Raw genomic sequence first — 23,048 nt, 5'->3', positions numbered from 1 at the left:
GTGTTGCTGTCACGGCACGCTCTTTTCTTTCTTGTCGTTCGATCTTCGAAGCGATATCAGGTTCATCGCGATCACCGCTATCGCCACCCCGACGAAAATCGCAAGTGCCCCGTAGCGGAATTCCATCGTCTTGTCGAAAACCAGTCCGTGAATCGCTGCATAAAGTCCGCCGAGCCAGATCGCCACGCCTACCAGCGCGATAGCCACACGTCTCTCGGATTTCTTCATGAATACCTCTAACGCCGTCGGGCCTTGAGCGATTCTTCCATAGCCGGTTCAGCTTAGTACACCGGTGCAGCGATCTGCTATTGGATCAAGGTCCAATATCGTTTACTACGTCCGCGTCCAATACTCAGGTGAGGAGGCAAACGGCCACCGCTTCGGCGAACCGTCCATACCGATGGTCGCAGCACGTGGCTACATACAATCGTGCTATTTCGGCGCGTATGAGCGGACGAGGCTATACGATCGACTAGCGCTGCGGCGCTACGGAGCTGACACCGTGAAAACGACACTCACCGCAATCTCATGCGCCGTAGCCTGTGTGCTATTGCCGCTAGCGGGCACCGCCGCCGACTTCGACGGCAAAACCCCGCTTATCTGCGCAACGGTCGATGCGCATTCGTGCGATCCCGGCGAGATCTGCGAGCGCGCTTTGCCGGCCGATTTCGGCTTGCCGCAATTCATGCGCATCGACTTCGAAAAGAAGACGATTCAGGGAACGTCGCGCGCGACGCCGATCGAATCGATGGAAAAAACGCCTGATCAGATTCTCATGCAAGGCAAGGAACTCGGCTTCGCGTGGACGCTCGTGCTCGATTCGACGACCGGCGAAATGACCTCGACGATCGCGAACCGCGACCACACCTATGTGATGTTCGGCGCCTGTACGCCAAGATAGAACCTGCGCGCGCATCGCGGTGGACGATCGCGCACGGATAATGCGCTGTTCCGTGTTTCAACGCATCACAAAACGGCTGTGAATGACCTAACATCAAATCGGGTTGACGCCCCACGAGGAGCGGCAATGTCCTCGCATACCGGACGACGGATCAGAGCCGTGCACATGTGGCTGTTCGTCACGCTGACGACAGCAGCGGGTATCGTATGTGCACAAACGCCCCCGCCCGCCGGGCAGCCACCGGCGCTGCCCGCCGAACCGGCATCACCGGCTCCGCCGGCACAAACCGCACAGCCTGCCCCTTTCAAACCTGAAGAAATCGAAGCACTGGTCGCGCCGATCGCTCTTTACCCGGACTCCGTACTATCTCAGGTGCTGATGGCCTCGACCTATCCGCTCGAGATCGTGCATGCCGCGCGCTGGGTCAAAGCGAACCCTAAACTGAAGGGCGACGCCGCGATCAAGGCCGTCGAGAATCAACCGTGGGACGTCAGCGTGAAGTCGCTCGTTGCGTTTCCGCAAATTCTCGAGCCGATGAACGATAAGCTCGACTGGACGCAGAAACTCGGCGACGCATTCCTCGCGCAGGAAAAAGACGTATTTGCCGCTATCCAGCGCTTGCGCGCGCGGGCGAAGGATGCCGGCAACCTCAAGTCGACCGAACAGCAGAATGTGGTCGTCGACCCGCCGGCCCAGAGCGGCGGACAAAGCATCGTGCGCATCGAGCCGGCCGATCCGCAGGTGATCTATGTGCCGGCCTACAATCCGACGGTCGTCTATGGCGCGTGGAGCTATCCAACGTATCCGCCATACTACTGGCCGCCGCCGCCCGCCTATTATCCAGGCGCGGCGCTCGCGACCGGCTTTGCATGGGGCATCGGCCTCGCCGCCGCGGGCGCGATTTTCAGCAACTGCAACTGGGGCGGCGGCGACGTCAATATCAACGTCAACAAGGCCGCCAATATCGACCGCAACTTCGACCGAACCAAGGTACAAGGCAACGGCAACCGCTGGCAGCATGACGCGAGCCATCGTCAGGGCGTCGCGTATCGCGACAACGCGACTCGCAACAAATACGCGGGCAATGTGCCAGGAGCCGAGGCGCGAAATGATTTTCGCGGTCGCGATAACGCTGCGAGCCAGCGCGCGAACGCCGCCGAGCGCGCCGGAGCGGGCAACCGTGCGGCGGCCGCCGACCGCAGCGGCGCGGGCGCAGGCAATCGCGCGAGCACGGCTGATCGCGGCGGCGCAGGCACAGGCAATCGCACATCGACCGTGGACCGGGCAGGCGGACGCAACAGCCGCGCATCGGTCGCGGACAACTCGAGCCTCGGCGAGCGCGGCGGCATCCAGAATCGCAGCAACGCGGGCCCCGGCAACGTCAGCCGCGCAAGCGATCAGGCCGGCGGCGGCGGCAGTTTCGGTGGTGGCGGCAGCGGGCGCGACAGCGCCTTCCAAGGCGTTGGCGGCGGCTCTGCGCAGCGCAGCGCCGATCGCGGGCGTTCGAGCATGCAGAGTTCCGGATTCAACCGTCCGAGCGGTGGCGGCGGAATGCGCGGTGGCGGCGGAATGCGAGGCGGAGGCAGGCGCTAGGAGACAAAGCATGAAGCTACGGTCAGGGTTCGGCCTGCTGCGCGAGACGCTTGCGGGCGTGCTTCGCGTATTCACTGCCGCATGCGTGTTCGGCGCCGTGACGATATCGGCCGCACACGCGCAGAAAACCTTCAGTAGTCCGGAAGCGGCGATGAATGCATTTGGCGATGCGGTCATCGACAACCGCGAGAGTTCGCTGCAATCGATCTTCGGCCGCGACTTTCGCCAGCTGATTCCGCCGGTCGGCGCGGAAGTGCGCAGCCGCTTCATCGACGAATGGCACATATCGCATACGGTCCAGACGATCGATGCGACACATGCGCGCATTGCAGTCGGCAACGACGGCTGGACCTTCCCTGTTCCGCTCGTGAAAGCCGCGCAAGGGTGGCACTTCGATACGCGCGCGGGCGTCGAGGAAATGCGCGTACGGCGGATCGGCCGCAATGAGCTTGCGGTCATTCAGGCGTTGCTCGCCGTCTACGACGCGCAGCGCGAGTATGCAACGACCGATCATGACGGCGACGGCCTGCTCGCCTATGCATCGAAACTGTCGAGTTCGCCGGGCAAGCAGGACGGCCTGTACTGGCCCACACAGCCGGGCGAACCGCCAAGCCCGCTCGGGCCGGCGTTTATGAAGGCGGGTTCCCGCAGTGCGGAGAGAAGCTCGTACTATGGCTACCACTACAAGCTTCTGACGTCGCAAGGTCCGCATGCGCCGGGCGGCGCCTATGACTACCTCACGCATGGCCGGCTATTCGGCGGCTTCGCAGTTATCGCGTGGCCCGTACGATACGACGACACCGGCATCAAGACGTTCATGGTGAGTCATGCTGGACAGGTCTACGAACGCGACCTCGGCCCGGACAGCGCAGCCACTGCCAGCGCGATGAAGTCGTTCGACCCCGGGCCAGGCTGGAGCAAAGTTGCACCTTGATTCGACCGATGCGTGGACAGTCCGTCCAGCTCGCTACGCCTTCACGCCCCTACACCTCTACGCCGCCTCGCACGCTTCGAGTAGGCAACCCATGATCAGGTTCGCCGGCTGCCTCATCTCAATGCTCGTTGCGCTCGTTACCGCAACGTCGGCCGACGCGACGCTGCGCTACAACCGGGACACCGTGCAGTTGCCGGAGGATGCGGCCCTTCCGACGCTGTCGCCCCGGCCGGAGCAGCGCTTCTGGGATCAGATGTTTCGCGCCCAGGGTGTCGATCCCGGCTCGAACAAGGCACGCATCGTGCACGCGTGGACCGACAGGATCCGGCAAGATCCGCTTATCGCATCGGCGATCCCGGGCGGCGCAAACGGTATCGGGCGACTGTTTCTCGATCCGCAGGCGCGCGAAATCGTCATGACAAACGGGCTCGTACGGCTTTCCGCCGCAGACAGGCTCAGCTACGTTGCGCTGATGACGAAGTTTCTCGACGAACTCGTGCCGGTCAATTGCTTCGGCTTGACCAACCTGAGCGATGTCATGGCGCGGGTCACGCTGCGCGAGATGCCGGAAGCGGATGTCGCGCAATACTTCGAACTGCTTTCGAAGGTGCTGGAGAGCGATGCGCTCAATCGCCCGGTCATTCTGCCGACAGGTGCGCAGTATGCATCAGCGCAACATCATCTCGCGCGCGCGCTCTTTGTCCAGCTCGGCGGGAACACATACGATATGTCGCGTTTCGAAAACTACGTATCCAATCCATCTCGGGCGACACCGAGCGACGCATGCTGGGCGACGCGCGTGACCTTGCATGCGATCCTGTCGATGTCCGATCCCGACCGCGACTTCGTTCTGCTTCTTACGATCATGCATTCGGTCGACGAAAGCGCAACGCCGGCACGCGGCGCTTCGTCGTCCGTCGCGCCGTCGCCGGCGTCCACGCAGCCGGGGCGCGCGCGCGGACATTGACGCAGCGAATGACCGGCATCGCTGGCGATCGGCGTGCGCGTGATTCTTCAGGATTTACTTCCCACACGCATGATCGCGTTTTATGCCTCGCACGAATATCTGGCGAGGCGTCGCGCATCTTCGAAGGCCTGCGTGACTCCGCGGCGCGGCTGCAAGCGATGCCGCCCGATGGAGTCGCCGCCGCATCGCACTCACGGCGGCGCCGCCAGTTGCGCGCCTATTCGGCCGGATCAACCGGCGAAGCGGGCGCGCCGCGCGCCTCGATCGCCTTTCCTGCGAGCAGGCACAAATCCTCGCGAAAATGCCCGGCGACGATCTGCACGCCGACCGGCACCGCGCCGGCCATGCCGGTCGACACGACGAGCCCCGGCAAACCCATCGCCGGCAGCGCGCGCATTGTCAGTTGCGCTTCCCAGACGCGCTGAAAGCTCGCGTCGCCCTGCATGTCGAGGTCGTCGGCAAACGGCAGTTCGCCCGATACCGGCAGCAACAGCACCGGGTATTGCGCGAGGAACTGACGCCACGCGCGCGTCAATGTCGTGCGCCGCACGAGCGAACGCGTGAGCGCATCGGCGGGCATTGCCTCGACCGTCGCGCGCACGCCTTCGACCACGGCACGCGCGCCAGGGTCGCCGTCGCGCGCAACGGCGTCGACCAGTGCGGGATAGCCATCGCCGAGCCACAGACGTTCCTGCACTTCGCCTGCCTCGCGAATCAGCGGCGTGTCGTCGATCTGCTCGACCGTCCATCCGGCATCGGCAAGACGCCGCCCGGCATCGAGCAACGCGTCTTCCACTTCCTTTGCGATGGCCATGCCCCCGGGCCGCAGACAAAGCGCGGCCGTGAGCGGTGCCTGCGGGCCGTCGAACGGAACCGGCATCGACCACGGGTCGCGCAGATCGGGCGCCGACATCGCGATCAACGCAACGCGCAGATCGTCCACCGTACGCGCGATCGGCCCCGCACTCGACATCAGTTGCGCGCCGATCGGCCGCTCCGGCGACGACGCATTGAAAGCCGGCACGCGGCCGATGCCGGGCCTGATGCCATGCACGCCGCACGCATACGCGGGATAGCGAACCGACCCGCCGATGTCCGTGCCGAGCGCGAGATGCCCGATCCCGGCCGTCACTGCCGCCGCGGCGCCGCCGCTCGACCCGCCCGGCGTCAGCGACCGGTTGCGCGGATTGTATGTACGACCGTGGATCTGATTGCTCGTGAACCAGCGCAGCGCGAACGTGGGCGAGTTCGTCCGGCCAAGCAGCACAGCGCCCGCGCGCACGAGGTTATCGACGACGGGGCTGTTGAACCCGGCCACCAGGTTTTCCTGCAGACGTGTGCCGTTCGTCGTCGCGAAGCCCGCCTGATCGACGTTGATCTTGGTCGTGACCGTGACGCCCGCGAGCGGACCCGGATCTTCGCCGCGCGCAATCGCCCGATCGACGCGATCTGCCTGTTCGTAGACCGATTCGGGACGGTGCGCAACCACCGCATTGATACGCGGATTTACCGCATCGAGCCGCTCGAGCGCATCCCGCGCGGCTTCACGCGCGGATACTTCGCGGTTGCGGACAAGCCGTGCGAGTTCGGTTGCCGATAGACGCCAGAGTTCAGACATGAGCACGCTCCTAATGTTTGCCGCACCGGCTACGCCATCGATGACGCTAACGGCGCCTACTCCGCTTTATCGCTTCCGCCGCTTTGAGTCGCTCACGTGCGTGATGCCCGCCCCGTGATGCCAGCCCCGATGCTAGCCCCGCGATGCCTGTTCCGCGATGCATGCCCCGTCATGCCTGCCCCGTCATGCCTGCCCCGTCATGTCGGTCAAGCCGCTTCGCCGCCGCGCCGCCCGGCGCCCTGGTCCTGCAACTGCGCGAGATGCCGCAGCAGCTTCGTCACCATTGCGACGACCGTGAAAGCGAGAATCACGAAGAACAGCGCGAGCGGCGTCAGCACATGCACGGAGACGAAACCGGCAAGGCCCATCATCGCGGCCGACACGAGCAGCAGCGCGCAGCCGAGAATCGCAGCCGTCAGACCCGCGATATGCGGAAACAGCGAATTGCCTTTGGCCATCAGCGTCGGATACATCGCGCCGGCGCACACGCCCATCACGAGAACCGGTATAGCGAGTGTCCAGACGCGCAGCCCGACCGTCAACGCAAGCAGCAACATGACGACCGACGTGCCCGCCATGACGCGCGCGCCGATGCGCAAGCGCTGCTCGGCGGTCGGCAGACGCGGACCGTGAATACGATTGGACAGACCGCCGATAAAGTACGCCATGCCGATACCAAGCGCGAGGTAGCCGAAATACGTCGGCGGCTTATGCAGCGTGTTCTGCACCATGAACGGCCCGACGATATTGAAAACGAGCAGGATGCTGTAGCAGATGCCCTGCGCAAGAAAGCAGCTCTGAAAAACCGGGCTCGACAGCACCTTGCGCGCGTTGACCATAAGCGTGCGCATCTCGAGATGAACCGGCACCGGCAAGGTTTCCTCGTAGCGCCACCACACCGCCCACATGAGGAGCGAATAAACGAGCAGGAAAACAAGGCACGAATGCCAGCCGAACCATGTCTGCAGATGCGCGCCGATCACCGGCGCGATAATTGGCGCCAGCCCCCAGGCGATCGAGAGATACGTGAACGCGTGCATGAGCGCCTCGCCCGAGAACGAGTCGGTGGTGATCGCCTTTGCGAGCAGGTTCGTCGCGGCGATGCCGAAGCCCTGCAAGCATCGCGCAAGCACGAACGTTTCGAGATTCGGTGCGGCGAGCGAAAGCAGACAGCCGATCGTGTAGACGATCAGCCCGAACGCCAGCACCCGCTTGCGCCCATATGCGTCGGCGACGGGGCCGAACACCAGTTGCCCGAATGCGTAGGCCGCCATGAAGCCGGACACGCTCGACTGGATCGCCTGCGGCGAGGTCTGGAAGTAGCGCGCCATCGCCGGCAGTGCAGGCACGTAGATATCGATTGCAAGCTGGCCCGCCGAGGTAAACAGGCAGGTCAGAAAGATCAGGAAGCGCTGCGAGTTCTTTGAACGCGCGGAAGAGGCACGGTGAGAGGGATGACTGGCTGGGGTGTCGTCTTTCATGAAAGCATCGTGGAAGCGGATCGCGGCGACGGCACGTCATGCGGCCCGAACCATCGGAAGCCGCCTGCATGACCGTTGAAGATCGATATTGTGCCTGAGCTTTCGCTAGCCGATGCGAGTCCCCACCGCACACGCATTGGCATTCGATCAGACACGCGGCGCCGCGCGCAATTCTGCACGATTCCTGTTCGAGTGCACCGCGCGCATTCTGCGCGACGCCTACTCCTGCTCCGCCCAGGAGATCTGCGCTTCGACCCTGCTGACCCAGCGGCAAACGAGCGTACCGTCGACGGTCCGCCCCCATGTTGCCGCGAGCCTCGTCGACCGCGCCGAATCGAGCGTATGAGTCTGCGGCGACACCTCATTGCGCTGCAAACCGAACAGCTGCGTCGCCGTCGACGTAGACCTCGATATCGTGCAGACAAGCGTTGGCCGCACCGCCGCACGCAACGACGCCGGAATATCGGCGCCGCACTGCGTGATCGTCTTCTCCATATGCACCTCCGCATTTGAAGTGCGCACAAAAGGAAAACTGCAACAATGATCGGCGCACTTGAATTCAGAACAGACGGAAAACACCGGCTATTCCGAATCATTGGGCAAGCTAAATTATTTCTTTTCTATTCTTGCCGACAAAAATCAGGACTATTCCAGCACTATCCTGATGCGCGCGAAGTGCAACGAATCGTCGTCTACGACGGACCGCGAAAAAAGAGGCACGAGGAATGACTCGATCAGTTAGCCGGATCGTCTTCGAACTTGCGTTCGACCTTCACGCCGAACGTCGCCGCGACTCTTGGCGAAACGCCGAAGCGTTGCCTGAATGCGCGGCTAAAATGAGCAGCATTCAAAAAGCCGCATCGATACGCGATCTCCTTGATATGCAAGCGGCGTTCGCTCATATGGGTCAGTAATTCAGCGGCAAGTTCGAGCCGGTGACACAGCACGTAGCGCATCAGCGAGTGGCCGTCCGCGCGAAACAGGCGATGCAGATGTGCTTCCGAAGCTCCAACCGCAGTGGCAACGAGTTTGACGCTGAGATCGACATTGCCGATGTTCTGCGAGATAAACCGCTTGGCGCGCAGCAGCGTCGCATTGCTGCTGCGCCGGCTCGCGAGCCCGTAAGGATCGTCGATGATCGCGCTTAATATGTCGAGCAGATGCTCGCCTTGCCGGCGACGCAACTCGATACTCGTATGCCCGCTTTGCCGGCCGATCAGTTCGACGGTTTCGCACACCGCGCGCACGTCCGGCTCCGTCATATCCGGCGTCAGCAACCCGAGCCGCCGCTCGCGAAAACCGCCGCGATCCGCGAGCACCTTGCGCGGAATTCTGAGCACGATGGCCTCGGAGGACTGATCGAAGCGCTGGACATGCGGCACGTCCAGATCGATCAGCACCACGCTGTCGGCACCGCGGATGTGCTTTTGTCCGTTTGCTTCGATTGTGACCCCGCCGGACAAGATCACGGCCAGATAAACGAATCGTTCGGTATAGGTCGAATCAGGCATCAGCGACAGATTGCCGACTTCGAGCAGCATCAAGCCGAGCGGACCGAGGCTCCAGTTGCGCACGACGGAATCGCCGGGCCCGCCGGCTCCGAATTGGACCAGCATGCCGTCGACGCGAAACGCTTCCCGATGCCGGCGATCGACAGCGTCCGTGTCCATGCGAACACTGCTCACCTCGAATCGGCCCATTGCCGCGCGCTCAGTATCCATGTGCTTCAGCGAGAGAAACGCGCAGCCGTTTAATAGCAATATTAAGCATTCGATCCGTGATAAAGAAACAGCACATCTGAATCCTGATATGTTCAGTCAAGGCATTGCAACGGACAGGCAAATCGAATTCCCATTCGCGCAGCAAGCGCAACCGTTGCGCGATCCCAGCGCAAACGCTAATGATCCAATCCCGGACAGACTGTCGCGAGTCGATGCGATACGGTTGACGGCGAAGACTAGCGGTCACCTCGATGTACTGTCAACGCAGAAGCGGTCGCCTTTAGCTCATGCCTGACATGCCGACACTCGCAGTAAAGAGTTTTAAGAGTACATAAGCATTCTGGCTGTATCGATATGGATGAGAGGTCGTTGATACACGCGTCTGATAACGCGTGTTGCGAGTGCAGCTTCGACTCGCTTTTGGCTCGGCATCGCCAGATGTTGGCTCAGAGGTTGGCTGATGCTCGCAAGTACTCGCGATCCGCAATAGCTACGCATGCATTGCGCATACATTCTTTCTCAAACGGACACGACGCGCAACGGTATGGCGCGCGACGAACCTCGATGTTCAACACACGTGGCGAACATCGAGACCTCGTCCCTGCTCTCCTAGCTGCCTGCTTTCGTCACGCGCCAGACTGCGTTGCCGACGTCATCGGCAATGATCAGCGCACCGTCCTTGCCTTGCGCGAGCCCGACCGGCGCACCATGCAACTGCTTCTGGTCACCGGACGCGAAGCCCGTGACGACAGGCTTCGGATCGCCGACGGGTTTGCCGTTATCGAACGCGACATAAGCGACCTGATATCCGCTTAACGGCGAGCGGTCCCAACTGCCGTGCTCGCCGATGAACGCGCCGCCGCGATATTGGGCCGGCAGATTGTCGCCCGTATAGAACAGCAGTCCGAGCGGTGCGACGTGCGAGCCGATCGCATAATCGGGCTTGATTGCCTTCGCCACGAGGTCCGGGCGCTGAGGTTGCGCGCGCGGATCGACGTGCTGACCGTAGTAGCTATACGGCCAGCCATAAAAGGCGTTCTCCTGCACGGACGTCAGATAGTCGGGAACGAGGTCCGCGCCGATTTCATCGCGTTCGTTGGCGACGGCCCACAACTGCCCTGTCTTCGGTTCCCATTGCAGACCGGTCGGATTGCGGATACCTGCTGCATAGATACGGCTGCCCCCGGTCGCGATATCCACTTCGAGCACGTTTGCGCGCCGGTATTCGACGTCGAGACCGTTTTCGCCGACATTGCTGTTCGAGCCGACGCCGACAAAGAGCTTCTTGCCATCGGGACTCGCAAGCAGCGCCTTGGTCCAGTGGTGATTGATCGTATCGGGAAGATCGGTCAGCTCGACGCCGCGCTGCGCAATATGTGTCTCGCCGGTCTTGTACGGAAACTTCAGGATAGCGTCAGTATCCGCGACGTAAAGCGTATCGCCGACAAGCTGCATACCGAACGGCGAATGCAGATTGTCGATGAACACGTATTTGTCCCACTGCCCGCTGCCGTCATTGCGCTCGCGCAACAACGAAATGCGATTCGCACCCTTGGCCTTTTTGCCCGAGCGGCTTTCGATAAGCCCTGCGATCAGTTGCTTGGGCGTGGTCACGGGCTCTTCATTCGGGCTGTTCGATTCCGCAACGAGAATATCGCCGTTCGGCAGCGTATAAACCTGGCGCGGATGCACAAGCCCCGAGGCGATCTTCTCGATCTTCAGGCCCTCGGCCACTTTCGGCGCCTGGCCGTCTTTCCAGCCGACGAACTTCGGCACCTGCATCGGCGGCGCCAGAAAATTCCGCTCCGCCGGCATCGGCGGATTGGCGCCGTACTGATGCTGGTCGTCATACTGCGCGTGGTCGTTGCATCCACTGACGAGCGCCGCGACAGCGACCAAAAGCGAGCCCTTCAAAGCGAGCTTATTCATGCACCACCTCCTTGAAACCCGCTTTATCGACTGCGATTGCAATGTGCCCAATGCTTAGCAATGCGACTGTGACGATCGACAGAATCACATTGAGCGGAACCATTGCGTACGCATCGCGGCTATGCACGAAGGCATTGACGATAGCCGCGATAATGCCGAGCAGGTTCAACCAGAAGTCGAGCTTCTCGATGCCGGTAGCCGGAAAGCGGGACGGCGCGAACCACACATGACAAAGATTGATGAGGCGCGGAATGATCGCGAAGAACAAAGCGACCGTGACGAGCCACGCGGCGCCTTTGCCCCAGAACACATTGCGGGTGGTCGCATAGGTGACGTCGAATATCAGTGCGCCGACAAAGAGGCCATACGGAATGGGGTTCAGTAGATCGAAGAGCGCCGTGGCGAACCTCGAACGGTAAGTGGGTGTGATCGTACTCATGGATCGGCATGTCTCGAGGGGTGGAGATGACAATGCGTACGCACACCCCATGCCCGAGCCCTTCGAAATGCCATCAGCGGTATGAATGGCGATCGAAATTCGCGCCTCAGGCGGGCACAGCGTCTGCTGCGAAATCATAGGATGGGGGCGATTTTGCCCCAGTCGATCGCGCGCATATGCGCTCAACCCGCACCTCGCGAGGAGCAGTGATGAAACGTTTCGCTTACGTAGCCATTGCAACTGCAGTGCTCGCGTTCGGCGTCGGCGCTTGCAAAAAAGCTCACAACGCCGGCAACGACAGCATGAACGCGCCACACGGCGGCATTTCCGCCATCAGCCTGTCACGCTGAGATCGTTGCCGATCGTGAAAACGCCGTGACGCGGTGCGCATCAATGCCCGACCATGCTGCGATGACGCGACCGAACCCATGAGCCTTCGCCAGGCAAAGTCTTCGCGCCGGGCGCATGTTCGACATGGCTGTGCAGGTGGCTATGGCTGCCATACGGATCGCTGTCGTGCAGATCGAATTCGCTGCGCGACATCACACGCGGCGCATGCGCACTCTTCTCGTTGCGCTGGCTCGCAATGCGGTTATGCGGCGCCATATCGGCGAGGAACGGCGCCGTGATCGTTCTGTTCGACACGCGGCCGCATGCAGGGCACACCGTCGGCGCGCCGGACTGCGCCATGGGACGCATCATGCGGAACGGTCCGCACTCGGAGCAGTGGTAATCGTAGATGGGCATGGTCGTATCTATCCCGCAAGATTCGTCGCGTCAGACGCTACTTGAGCGCTCCCGAAAGCAGCAAATAGCCCGGTATCCAGCCGGTGAAAATCCCTTCGATAACAGTTAGCCATCCTGTCATTTTACCGATCGGCTTTTGCAGCGCGAGCAGCACGAAAAACAGAAACCACAGAATCGCCCATGCGGCCCAGCACAGGCCGAACCAGACGCCCCAGAAGCTATGCGAGCCGATAAGCGTGTCGATGGCGACCGGTATTGCCGTAAGCGCGACGAACAGGCTGAACCAGCCGAGTCCGCGGCCGTCGGCCTGCGCATTGTTGCGATTGATCGCAACCCAGAAATACGTGAACGTAAAGAGCAGCGTGAGCGCTGCCGCCCGGATCGATGCCGCATCGGCATCGGCGGCGAAAGCGAGTCGCAGCGCCACGAGAAGCGTCAGTCCGCCCGAAAACACGTTGATAATCCAGATCTCCTTGTCGCCGATGCGGCCAAGCAGCCACAGCCCGTTCAAGAACAGCACGGCTCCCACGTACAGCAGCGATAGACCGAGCAGCATGGCGCACCTCCCGCGACAGGTTTTCGTTTAGCTCGTCGTTGCAACTTTGGCCGCATTGACCTTCTTGCCTGGCCCTTTCGCATCCGGCCGTATGTCGAAATCGAAGATCGCAGTCGGAATCGCAAGCGTGCAGCAAGCGTTCGGAATATCGACGATGCCGCTGATGCGTCCTTCGACCGGCGCGGTGCCGAGAATGATGTATGCCTGCTCGCCCGTATAGCCGAACTTCTTCAGATATTCGATCGCGTTCAGGCACGCGCGGCGATAGGCGACATGCGCGTCGAGGTATAGCTGCTCGCCCGTGTGTTCGTCGACGGATATGCCTTCGAACACGAGGTATTCGTCGAAATGAGGCTCGATCGGGCTCGGCCGGAAAATCGGATTCGTCACGCCATACTTGTTGATGCCATCCTTGATCACGTCGACGCGTATATCGAGGAAGCCCGCCATTTCGATGGCGCCGCAGAACGTGATCTCGCCGTCGCCTTGCGACCAGTGAATATCGCCCATCGAAAGGCCGCCGCCTTTCACGTAGACCGGGAAATACACGCGCGAGCCGCGCGACAGGTTCTTGATGTCGCAATTGCCGCCGTGTTCGCGCGGCGGCACGGTGCGCCACGCTTCCGCTGCAGCCGCTTTCCCTTCCGCCCCATTCATCTGCCCCATCAGTGCCGTGTCGGCATACGGCGGCGCAAGCAGTGGCGGCACACGTTCGGGATTCGTCGCGAACAACGCGGCCTCGCGCTTGTTAGCCTTTTCGAGCAATGCGCGATCAGGCAGACAGCCGATCAGGCCTGGGTGGATAATGCCCGCCCATTGCACGTTCGGCACATGCCGCGACGTCGTGTAGATGCCGTGGAAATCCCAGCAGGCCTTGCGTGCCTCCGGGAAGTGTTCGACGAGGAATCCGCCGCCGTTCGTCTTCGCAAAGATGCCGGTAAAGCCCCACGCCGATGCCGGCAGTGCGCCCACATCGAGCAGGTCGACGACGAGCAGGTCGCCGGGCTCGGCTCCTTGCACACCGAATGGACCGCTTAGATAGTGCACGCGTGTCAGGTCCACATCGCGTACATCGTTCGCGCTGTCGTCGTTGTTGATCTGTCCTCCAGTCCAGTCATAACACTCGACGCGAAACTCGTCACCCGGTTTGAACCACTCCACCATCGGTATATCCGGATGCCATCGGTTATGAGTCTTCGTCACCTGATCTTCAGGGGCCTTGTCGAATTCGACGCGAAATGCCGTATCTGCCATGATCCGTCTCCTCGCACAAATACGATCCAATCGCTCATGCAGATCGAATCGTCGCTTCCAGCAGCGTAGATGCGCGCCCGTCAAACCGAATCACCAGGGTAGGTGATTTGCGCATCACCTCGATGGGTGATGCGCGGATGGTTCGTCCGCAGCAGCCGGAATTCGATAGAGACGAAACAGATCGAGCTGGCTGTGCACGCCCGTCTTCTTGAAGATCTGTTTGAGATGAGTCTTGACGGTGTTCTCGGAAACGCTCAGCGTGCGTGCGACGATCGAAGGCCGCATGCCGCCGATCACGAGCTCGCCGACGCGCGCCTGCGCCGGGGTCAGATTGAACTCGCGCGAGAAGTGCAAGAAGCGCTCGCGCGCCTCGCCTTGCGCATCGACGCGCATCACACAGACAAGCGCCGTCTTGCGCAACGTCTGGGTGCTGAGGCCTTTGCCGATGTAGCAGAGCCTCAATTTGGCAACGCTTCTGTGTGCCGGCATCAGCGTGAGCGGATGCGCGTTGTAATCGCCATTCGTGCCGAGTGTGCAGCATTGGCCGATTGCGTCCCGCAGCGCGCGGTCGCAAAACGAATCGACCGCAGCGAGCCGCCCCTCTTTCGTGCGTTGCAGCAGGTCGATGCCGAGTAATGTATCGGTTTCCGAATTCTCGAACACGATGTTGAGGTCGCCGTCGACAATCATCAGGGGCGGCAGCGCCTGCCGCACGGTCAGCGACAACGCCTCGAGCTGCGCCCGGAACGTGAAGAATCCATCCTGCGTTTCAAGCCCGAGCGCAAGATACGGCAGGATTTTCGCGAGTGCCTGCTGCTCGCGTTCGTCGAAGTCGGGCTGCTCGCGTGTGCGGTGGATCGAGACGAGCGTCACGTCGCTTTCGCGAACCGACAGCACGCCGGTCAGTCTCCTGAACAGGCGATGCGGACGCAACAGTTTGCGGTAATAGTCGGTGCGGATCAGATCGCTGTCGCTGATCGTCTCCGAGCCGACCAGCACGGCACCGGGCGTATAGCCGCCGCGCGCGAGAAAATACGGATTGGTCGGGGACATCTCCTCGTAGCTCGACCGCACGTCGATGTTCGCGGGCGCCTGGGTCAGCAGCTTGCCGCGTGCAGCCTGGAAGTCGTACTTCGCGAGCACGCTGCAAAAGCCGCCAATATGGTGATTCAACGTATCGAGCACATTGCGCCACAGGTCCGGATGGGTTGCGGCCATCTGGATCGTATACAGCAGCGTCTCTAGCGGAGCCGCCGGATTGCCGAACGCGGGCGGACGGATCCAAACCATGGCAGTGTCTGTCGTTGCTCGATGGGTTTGCTCGATGTAGTTACACGATGTAGAAGCCTTTTTGTACGCTCGAGCGCCGGTCGCTCGATGCGCATGTGCGAAGTCTATGTAGCCGTGCACCGATCCGCCAGGAGATGGGCAACAAAAAACATCGGGACGGCAAAAATACATCGGCAAAACTCCGCACACCGCTTACAACAGAGCGGACCTTCGGTCCGCCGCGCGCGGGCTGCAATGCGCGCGCGCAAGCTATCGGTCCTGATTGCCACTACAATCAGGCGTTTTGATCCGACAAACCGTCATGGCGCCATGAAATACTTTCTCGCAACGACACTCGCCGCACTCGTCGCAGCCGCTAGCAGCGCTGCAATTGCCCAGACTCCGGCAGGCCAGGCATCGGGCCAGGCATCAAGCGGCAACGATACGTCCGCCCTGCCGTGCGACATCGGATATGTATCGGGCGTCGGCGGATCGGTGCCGAGCCTTCGCGAATACCTCGCGACGCCGCGGCTCGACCAGTTCCGCTACCTGAAGGACAACGACATCAACTGCCAGGTATCCGACGAAGGCCGCGCGTCCGCGTGCACGGGCGTGACGAGCCTGAGCCATGAAAAAGTCAGCATCTACGAGAACGTCGACAGCACATTGGTGTCCGTCGTCGCGCGCGTCGAACTCGAACACGGCACCTATCCGGTCATCATCGCGGTGCGCAAGAAGGATGTGCAGTGTCAGGAATGAGCTGAACGACGACGATCGCCCTTAACGCTTAACGCGTGGTCGGTTACCCGTTCAGGCCAGCTTGCCTCGCCAGGTCGACGAGGTCGCGCGCGACCCAATCCCAGTTCCCTTCGGGTTTCAGATCGGTTGTTTGCGAAGCGCCATGCTCATGGGGCCGCGCAATGAACGCGGTCTTCAGGCCGCACTTCTGCGCGGCGGCGAGATCGCTGTTGTGCGCCGCTGTCATGCAGATACTCTCGGGCGGCAACGCGAGCACCTCCGCGGTCCGCAGATAAGCTTCGGGTGACGGCTTATAGGCCTGCGCGACCTCCGCGCCGAGAATGGCGTCCCACGGCAAGCCGCCGCGTTTCGCCATATCGACCATTAGCCGGATATTGCCGTTTGAAAGCGGCGCGATGATGTAGCGCGATTTGAGGCGCGTGAGACCCTCGAGCGTATCGGGCCATGGATCGAGCCGATGCCACGCAAGGTTCAATTCGTCGAGTTCCGACGGCGGCACCTGCCGGCTCTCGATACCGAATTCAGGCAGCACCTGCTCGAGATTCTCCCGGTGCAGTACATCGAGCCTCACGAACGGGCGCGCGCCCTGACGGATTTTCTCCATCGCAGGCTGGTAAAGCGCGCGCCATGCATCGGCAAAGGCCTCGGCTTCGTGTGCACCGCGGCCATGGCGTTGCAGGAACGGCGCCGCTTCGCGCGCCACGCCGCCTCGCCAGTCTACGAGCGTGCCGAAAACATCGAATACAAAAGCTTTCACATCTTTCATCGTGTGTTCCCGAGGGTCGAGTCGCTGTTCCCGTTTTATAGCAGAGGCAGCCACCGTGCTCACGTCGGCACGCGGACAAAGCCATCTCGATCCCATTCTTGCGAGCCCACCCCCTGGTGCACGAAGAACAGACCATCGGGGTCGTACTTGCGCTTCACCTCGCTTAGCATCGGATAATGCTCGCCCCAGTATGCGCGCGGCCAGTCCTGCTGAAAGTAGCTGCTCTCGGAGACGTAGCTGCCCGCGCGCGGCGCGACCACGCGCAAGCTCTGCGCGGCGTCGTGAATGCGTGTGGCCGTACGCCGGGCCACGGACACATCGACGGCGCTGTCCGGCATGCCCGCAAAGGCGGCCGGTCCTTCGCCCGCGATAATCGCCAGCGCGAACGCATTCAGCACGTCGGGATTCGTCGCCGTATCGCGTGTCGCATCGAGCACTTCGTCCGGCGCACCGGCTAGCCCCTTGTTGAAGTGCAGCGTCACGTTCCACTGGCTGCTTGCCTGAAACAGCGCATCCGTGAGCGACGCCCGCGCCGACGGATCGAGCAACGCCGCCGGCAGCCACATCGATTCATAGCCGTACAGGAACTGGCCGGCATCCGCTACGTCGGTTGCCCAGAACACATTGCGTTTCGGCGCACCGGGGCGTGTATCCGCCTTCATCGCATTCGGCGCGTTTTTCATGATGAACGCCGGGTCCCAAAAGTGGCGTGCAGACGTCGCGAGAATCTGCGGCGGCTCGGTCATCCGGATGCTATCGCTTGCGCCCGATACCGAATCGAAAAACGACTGCCAGATGCGCGTAGCTTCAGCGCGATCGAGGCCTTGAAACAGCATCGAAATGCGCAATGTTCCGTCGGGCCGCATCGATACCGTCTCGCCCCAATGTTCGTTCAGAAGACTATCCGCACTGAACGCGAGAAAGCCGTCGATCAAACGGCGAAACGCTTCAGGCGACGCGGCCTTGAGCGTCGCCGATACGGCGCCCACATAGTCGGGCAAGGGATGCGTTTTTAACGTGAGGCTCGTCACGACGCCGAAGCTGCCTCCGCCTCCGCCCTTGATCGCCCAGAACAGATCCGGATCGGTACGCGCGTTGACAATCCGCTCGATGCCGTCCGCCGTCACGATTTCCGCCTGAAGCAGCGAACTCGCCGCTGTGCCGAACTTCTTCGAGAAATTCCCGAAGCCGCCGCTTTGCACGAGGCCCGCGACGCCGACCGTCGCACAGCCACCGCCTTGAACATAGCGGCCGCCTTGCGTCGTTACCGCTTCGTACACATGCATCCAGATCTCGCCTGCGCCCACCGTCACCGCTGGCTGCGGCGGCATGTCCGCTTCGCAATCGAGCGGCACGAACGCGTCGTACAGGCGAATGCCGCGCATCCGCCGCGTCCAGATCAGAAGCGAATCGGGCGCATTCGACGTGCCCTGGTAGCTGTGACCGCCGCCTTTCACAACGAGCCGCAACCGATGGTCGCGCGCGAACTTCACCGCTTCGGCGACGTCGTTCGGCTGTTCGGCCGCCACCGCGTAGACGCTCGGCGATGAAGCCCATGCGTCGATCCAGCCCGACGATTGAGTCAGGGCAGGTTCGTCGCCGAGAAAATACGGGTTCCTGATCTGCGCGAGTGCGTTCTTGCAGGCGGTATCGCGTGGTGAAGCCCGGCATGCATTGAATGGCGACGAAATCTCGAGCAGGCGTGGGCCTACCTTTTCTTTTAACGATGCCCAATCGCCGGCGGACGGCCAGTCGGGGTCCGAGGGGCGCACGCGGCGCATTGTTCTCGGCGGCGTTTGCGCGGGCGCCGGCGCCGGCACCGATGCGAGCTTCTGCTCCGCAGCCAGCGGCATGAGGCGGCGCATGTATCCCGTGGTGGCTATGCCGATTGCAGCGTTGATCAGCGTTCTTCTTTTCAATGAAGCCATATGCGAATGTCTCCACGATGCTGCCGATTAGGACATCAGGATCGCTTACCGCCGGAAGCATCGAAAAGATATCCGAAAGCCGGCCTGCTTTCCACCACCGCGCCGCGAACGACCCATACGGAATAAGCGATGCCCGTCGACAGCCGCTTTGAACAGCGTAACGACCGCATGGAGTAGACGCCGACACATACGAGGTGAGTCAGCGCGCACCTTCGAGAAACGGCATGATATTTCGCATCGCGCGCTCGACGTAACCGTCTTTCTCGCCGACGGGCGCCACGTAGTGGATCGCACTGCGCGCCGCTTCTAGCCCTTCGAGACGTGCGATGACCCATGCGGCCAGATACTGCGATGCAAGACAACCGCCGGCCGTTGCGACATTCGCGTTCGCAATGAACGGCTGGTTCACGATCCGAACGCCGGCCGCCTCCACCCACGGCCTGGTCGTCAAGTCCGTGCACGCGGGCACGCCGCGCAGAAGGCCGAGCTTCGCAAGCACGAGCGTTCCCGAGCATTGCGCGCCCAACAGCTGGCGCGCGGGGTCGAGCTTCAGCCGCGACATCAGCACGGCATCCGCGACCACCTCGCGTGTATGCGCGCCGCTGCCGACGATCACCGCATCGGCCTGCGACGCATCTTCGAGCGACGCCTGGGCCTTTAGCACGACACCGTTCATCGATCGCACCTCGGCCGTCGGACACGCGATCGACACGCGCCAGGCCGGCTTCTTCACGCGATTGAGTATGCCGAGCGCAATCAGCGAATCGAGTTCGTTGAAGCCCTCGAAAGTGAGAATGGCGATGTGCATGCGCTTGCTCCTTTGTGTATTCCGTCGCGCGGCGATCATGCTTGCGCGACACCGATGCTACGGGCAAGAATGAAGACAATCAAAAAATTGTCATGGATACATTTCCTATGCCCACTCCCCGCTACAAGCTACTCGTCGACAGGCTCGCCGCCGATATCCGCAGCGGCCGCCTCGCGCCGGGCACACGCTTGCCCACGCATCGAAAGCTCGCTGCAAAAGAAGGGCTCGCGCTCGTGACGGCCTCGCGCGTCTACGCGGAACTGAACGCCATGGGGCTCGTCAGCGGCGAGACCGGGCGCGGCACGTTCGTCAAGGAAGCTTTGCTGCCGCGCGCTCACGGCATCGATCAGGTGTCCGTCGCCGCGGATATCGTCGACCTGAACTTCAACTATCCGGCGCTGCCGGGTCAAGCGGACCTGCTGAGAACAGCATTACGGCAGTTGTCTCAGGCCGGCGACCTTGAAGCGCTGCTCCGTTATCAGCCGCATGGAGGCCGCAGGCATGAACGCGCATCGGTGGCGCGCCATCTCGCGCGCCGTGGCCTTTGCGTGACCGATGAACAGGTGATGTTGGTCGACGGTGCCCAACATGGTCTCGCCACAACCGTCATGGCATTGCTGCAACCGGGCGACGTCGTCGCCGTGGATGCGCTCACCTATCCCGGGTTCAAGCTGCTTGCACAGGCGCATCGTCTCGAACTCGCGCCCTTGCCCGCAGCGGGCGACGGCCCCGACGTCGATGCACTCGAGGCGCTATGCAAACGCCGGCGCGTGCGCGCGATCTATACGATGCCGACGCTCCACAACCCGCTCGGCTGGGTCGTGAAAACTGGCAGGCGCCGCGCTTTGGCATCGATCGCGCGTCGCCACGGCCTGCTCGTGATCGAAGACGGCGCCTATGCATTTCTCGCCGACGACGCGCCGCCGCCGCTCGCCACCTTCGCACCGGAGTTGACCGTCTACGTCTCAGGCTTTTCGAAAAACATCGCAACAGGCTTGCGTGTCGGCTACGTCGCCGCACCACGAGAATTCGTGCCGAAGATCGAACGCGCGATCAGGGTGACAACGTGGAATACGCCTGGCGTCATGACGTCGATCGCTTGCGGCTGGCTCGACGACGGCACCGTCGACCGGCTCGAAGACGAGAAACGCAAGGACGCCAGGTCAAGGCAAGCGATAGCCGTCGAAGCGCTCGGACGGTTGAAGCGGATCAGCCACCCGGCGTCCTACTTCGTCTGGCTGCCGCTGCCTGCTGAAACGCGCGCAGACCGGATTGCCGGCGCGCTGCTCGAGCAACGGGTGTCGGTCTCCACGGCCGAGCCGTTTTCGACCACGCCGCAAGCGCCTCACGCGATTCGTCTGGCCTTGGGCTCCGTCGACGCTGCCACGCTGAAGGCCGCGCTGAACCGCGTCCGGTGCGTGGTGGCGGACCATACGTACTAGCACGGTCCGCGAAAATCCAGGCCCTGTTGCCTTGCACAAAAATTGACATTGACGTTCCCAGGGCTAACCCGAATGCAAAAAAGTATCAGCGCGCGGCTTTAATTTCAGTGGTGAGACAGCCCCGTCAGGGCTTATTTTTTCGATCATGGCAACCACGACAAAAATGCGAGCTGCCCACCCCGCAAAAGCCAGCGCAGGAGGACAGATGCATCCCCTTGCGCAACCGACGGCCCGACACGACGCCCGCCGCACGAACATCGCCGAGCCCGATCTCGAACTCGTCGCCTTGCCACGCGACGAATCGTTCAAGGTGTGGTCGCACGGCTATCCGTACCGGACCGTGCGCTGGCATTTCCACCCCGAATACGAAATCCATCTGATCACCGCGACGACGGGCAAATTCTTCGTCGGCGACCACATCGGCAATTTCGAGCCGCACAATCTCGTCATGATGGGCGCGAACCTGCCGCATAACTGGGTCAGCAATGTGCCGCACGGCGAACGTGTCGACGAACGGTGCCTCGTGCTGCAATTCGATTCCGGTTTTGTCGCGCGCGCAATCGCGGCCTTTCCCGAATTCAAACGCGTCGAGCCGCTGCTCGACGCATCGCGCCGGGGTTTGCTTTTTTCGCCGCAGACGGGCGCTGCCGCCGAACCGGTCATGCGCGAAATGCTCGGTGCGCAAGGGCTGCGGCGCATCGTGCTCTTTATCGAACTGTTCGACCTGCTCGCGCAAGGCGCCGAACCGGTCAAGCTTGCGAGCACCGCGTTTCGCGCGGACCCGACGCGCTATGCGCAGACGCGCATCAATCATGTGCTGTCGTTTATCGACAGGAATCTGTCGCATGAATTGCGCGAATCGGAACTCGCCGAACTGGCGGGCCAAAGCGTCAGCGCGTTTTCACGCTATTTCCGCCGGCATACCGGCGTGCCCTTCGTTCAGTACGTCAACCGGCTGCGCATCGACTTCGCGTGTCAGTTACTGATGTCGGGCGAACTTCCTATCACCGATATCTGCTACCGGGTCGGCTTTAACAACCTGTCGAATTTCAATCGCCAGTTCCTGCTGCTCAAGAAGATGTCGCCGTCGCGCTGGCGCGCTTGCCAGCAACTCAATGCCGCGAGCAAAAACGAATCGGCTGCAGCGGTTCAGCCATCAACGGGAGGAGTCAATGTCTGAATCGATCAAAGGAAAGGTGGCCGCGATTACCGGCGCGGCATCGGGAATCGGCTTCGCGTGCGCGCGCGCCCTCGTCGAGCAGGGCGTGAAGGTCGTGCTCGTCGACCGCGCGGAAGACCGGCTCGCGACATGCTGCGCGGAACTGGGGCCGAACGCGCTGCCGCTGCAGCTCGATTTGCTGAAGCCAGCGGACGTGTCGACGCAATTGCTGCCGAAAATTCTCGACATTGCGGGCGGCCTCGATATTTTCCACGCCAACGCGGGTGCATACATTGGCGGCGACATCGTGAACGGCAATCCCGACGACTGGGACCGGATGCTGAATCTCAACATCAACGCGGCGTTCCGTTCGGTTCACGCGGTGCTGCCGCATATGGTCGCGCAGAAGAGCGGCGATATCATTTTCACGAGTTCGATTGCGGGTCTCGTGCCGGTGGTGTGGGAACCGATCTACACTGCTTCGAAATTCGCGGTACAGGCCTTCGTCGCTACGACGCGGCGCCAGGTCGCGAAACACGGCGTGCGCGTCGGCGCGGTTGCGCCGGGCCCCGTCGTCACCGCGCTGCTCGACGACTGGCCGAAGGCGAAAATGGACGAAGCGCTCGCATCGGGCAGTCTGATGCAGCCCGTGGAAGTGGCCGATGCAGTCGTATTCATGCTGATGCGACCGCGCAATGTGACGATTCGCGACCTCGTCATTTTGCCGAACAGCGTCGACCTGTAACCAACCCGTCTGAGCCTCGATGCGAGGCCTCG

At 62.0% G+C, this 23,048-nt stretch carries 22 protein-coding genes; 8 read left to right on the top strand and 14 right to left on the bottom strand.

Features of this window, described 5'->3' with window-relative positions:
* Positions 1-9 precede the first annotated feature (9 nt).
* Entirely contained in the window at positions 10-228 is a 219-nt protein-coding gene (locus BTO02_RS25895) for a DUF2964 family protein (protein WP_075160009.1), read from the bottom strand.
* Positions 229-502: 274 nt separating this feature from the next.
* Here BTO02_RS25895 and BTO02_RS25890 point away from each other — a divergent pair, with 274 nt between their 5' ends.
* From BTO02_RS25890 to BTO02_RS25875, 4 genes are all read left to right on the top strand, one after another.
* Positions 503-901, top strand: a complete 399-nt coding sequence (locus BTO02_RS25890) for a hypothetical protein (RefSeq protein ID WP_075161387.1) — start codon at positions 503-505, stop codon at positions 899-901.
* A 126-nt stretch (positions 902-1,027) separates the two neighbouring features.
* Positions 1,028-2,494, top strand: coding sequence for a DUF3300 domain-containing protein (locus BTO02_RS25885; protein WP_075160008.1), 1,467 nt, complete (start codon positions 1,028-1,030; stop codon positions 2,492-2,494).
* Between the two features lie 10 nt (positions 2,495-2,504).
* Positions 2,505-3,428, top strand: coding sequence for a DUF2950 domain-containing protein (locus tag BTO02_RS25880; RefSeq protein ID WP_075160007.1), 924 nt, complete (start codon positions 2,505-2,507; stop codon positions 3,426-3,428).
* 91 nt (positions 3,429-3,519) lie between these two features.
* Positions 3,520-4,395 carry a hypothetical protein gene (locus BTO02_RS25875; protein ID WP_083615377.1) on the top strand — a complete coding sequence of 292 codons (876 nt, stop codon included), beginning with the start codon at positions 3,520-3,522 and terminating at the stop codon, positions 4,393-4,395.
* Between the two features lie 217 nt (positions 4,396-4,612).
* Here the strand turns inward: BTO02_RS25875 and BTO02_RS25870 are convergent, their stop codons facing one another.
* From BTO02_RS25870 to BTO02_RS25825, 10 genes are all read right to left on the bottom strand, one after another.
* Positions 4,613-6,013, bottom strand: coding sequence for an amidase family protein (locus BTO02_RS25870; protein ID WP_075160006.1), 1,401 nt, complete (start codon positions 6,011-6,013; stop codon positions 4,613-4,615).
* Between the two features lie 206 nt (positions 6,014-6,219).
* Positions 6,220-7,494 carry a multidrug effflux MFS transporter gene (locus BTO02_RS25865; RefSeq protein WP_075160005.1) on the bottom strand — a complete coding sequence of 425 codons (1,275 nt, stop codon included), beginning with the start codon at positions 7,492-7,494 and terminating at the stop codon, positions 6,220-6,222.
* A gap of 219 nt (positions 7,495-7,713) precedes the next feature.
* Positions 7,714-7,989, bottom strand: a complete 276-nt coding sequence (locus BTO02_RS25860; RefSeq protein ID WP_075160004.1) for a hypothetical protein — start codon at positions 7,987-7,989, stop codon at positions 7,714-7,716.
* A gap of 239 nt (positions 7,990-8,228) precedes the next feature.
* The gene (locus BTO02_RS25855) at positions 8,229-9,164 is read right to left on the bottom strand and encodes an AraC family transcriptional regulator (protein WP_075160003.1); all 936 of its coding nucleotides are present in this window, start codon (positions 9,162-9,164) and stop codon (positions 8,229-8,231) included.
* 660 nt (positions 9,165-9,824) lie between these two features.
* On the bottom strand, positions 9,825-11,144 hold the full coding sequence (locus tag BTO02_RS25850; RefSeq protein WP_075160002.1) for a PQQ-dependent sugar dehydrogenase: 1,320 nt from the start codon (positions 11,142-11,144) through the stop codon (positions 9,825-9,827).
* Entirely contained in the window at positions 11,137-11,583 is a 447-nt protein-coding gene (locus tag BTO02_RS25845; protein ID WP_075160001.1) for a DUF2231 domain-containing protein, read from the bottom strand. The genes BTO02_RS25850 and BTO02_RS25845 overlap by 8 nt, the downstream gene beginning before the upstream one ends.
* Before the next feature lie 390 nt (positions 11,584-11,973).
* Positions 11,974-12,330 carry an FmdB family zinc ribbon protein gene (locus BTO02_RS25840; RefSeq protein ID WP_075160000.1) on the bottom strand — a complete coding sequence of 119 codons (357 nt, stop codon included), beginning with the start codon at positions 12,328-12,330 and terminating at the stop codon, positions 11,974-11,976.
* Between the two features lie 37 nt (positions 12,331-12,367).
* Positions 12,368-12,886: an AmiS/UreI family transporter gene (locus BTO02_RS25835; RefSeq protein WP_075159999.1), complete on the bottom strand. Its 519-nt coding sequence runs from the start codon at positions 12,884-12,886 to the stop codon at positions 12,368-12,370.
* A 27-nt stretch (positions 12,887-12,913) separates the two neighbouring features.
* On the bottom strand, positions 12,914-14,140 hold the full coding sequence (fmdA, locus tag BTO02_RS25830) for a formamidase (RefSeq protein ID WP_075159998.1): 1,227 nt from the start codon (positions 14,138-14,140) through the stop codon (positions 12,914-12,916).
* A 114-nt stretch (positions 14,141-14,254) separates the two neighbouring features.
* Positions 14,255-15,430: a helix-turn-helix transcriptional regulator gene (locus BTO02_RS25825; RefSeq protein WP_075159997.1), complete on the bottom strand. Its 1,176-nt coding sequence runs from the start codon at positions 15,428-15,430 to the stop codon at positions 14,255-14,257.
* 309 nt (positions 15,431-15,739) lie between these two features.
* Between BTO02_RS25825 and BTO02_RS25820 the strand changes: the two genes are divergently transcribed.
* On the top strand, positions 15,740-16,168 hold the full coding sequence (locus BTO02_RS25820) for a hypothetical protein (protein WP_075159996.1): 429 nt from the start codon (positions 15,740-15,742) through the stop codon (positions 16,166-16,168).
* A gap of 43 nt (positions 16,169-16,211) precedes the next feature.
* Here the strand turns inward: BTO02_RS25820 and BTO02_RS25815 are convergent, their stop codons facing one another.
* The 3 genes from BTO02_RS25815 to BTO02_RS25805 all read right to left on the bottom strand — a co-directional run bounded on the left by BTO02_RS25815 (position 16,212) and on the right by BTO02_RS25805 (position 19,670).
* Positions 16,212-16,934, bottom strand: coding sequence for a haloacid dehalogenase type II (locus tag BTO02_RS25815; protein WP_075159995.1), 723 nt, complete (start codon positions 16,932-16,934; stop codon positions 16,212-16,214).
* 59 nt (positions 16,935-16,993) lie between these two features.
* Positions 16,994-18,862: an FAD-binding oxidoreductase gene (locus tag BTO02_RS25810; protein WP_232243672.1), complete on the bottom strand. Its 1,869-nt coding sequence runs from the start codon at positions 18,860-18,862 to the stop codon at positions 16,994-16,996.
* A 199-nt stretch (positions 18,863-19,061) separates the two neighbouring features.
* Entirely contained in the window at positions 19,062-19,670 is a 609-nt protein-coding gene (locus BTO02_RS25805) for a DJ-1/PfpI family protein (RefSeq protein WP_075161383.1), read from the bottom strand.
* Positions 19,671-19,777: 107 nt separating this feature from the next.
* Here BTO02_RS25805 and BTO02_RS25800 point away from each other — a divergent pair, with 107 nt between their 5' ends.
* The 3 genes from BTO02_RS25800 (at position 19,778) to BTO02_RS25790 (ending at position 23,016) form a co-directional block, all read left to right on the top strand.
* Entirely contained in the window at positions 19,778-21,112 is a 1,335-nt protein-coding gene (locus BTO02_RS25800) for an aminotransferase-like domain-containing protein (protein ID WP_075161384.1), read from the top strand.
* Positions 21,113-21,317: 205 nt separating this feature from the next.
* Positions 21,318-22,292 (top strand): AraC family transcriptional regulator, encoded by a 975-nt coding sequence (locus BTO02_RS25795; protein WP_075159994.1) that lies wholly within the window; start codon positions 21,318-21,320, stop codon positions 22,290-22,292.
* Entirely contained in the window at positions 22,285-23,016 is a 732-nt protein-coding gene (locus BTO02_RS25790) for an SDR family oxidoreductase (RefSeq protein ID WP_075159993.1), read from the top strand. Before BTO02_RS25795 ends, BTO02_RS25790 begins: the two co-directional genes overlap by 8 nt.
* Positions 23,017-23,048: the final 32 nt, after the last annotated feature.

Origin of the sequence: Paraburkholderia sp. SOS3 (assembly GCF_001922345.1) — a bacterium.
Classification (GTDB): domain Bacteria; phylum Pseudomonadota; class Gammaproteobacteria; order Burkholderiales; family Burkholderiaceae; genus Paraburkholderia.
The sequence above is the reverse complement of the archived record's forward strand: the minus strand, read 5'-3'. Positions and strand labels throughout refer to the sequence as shown.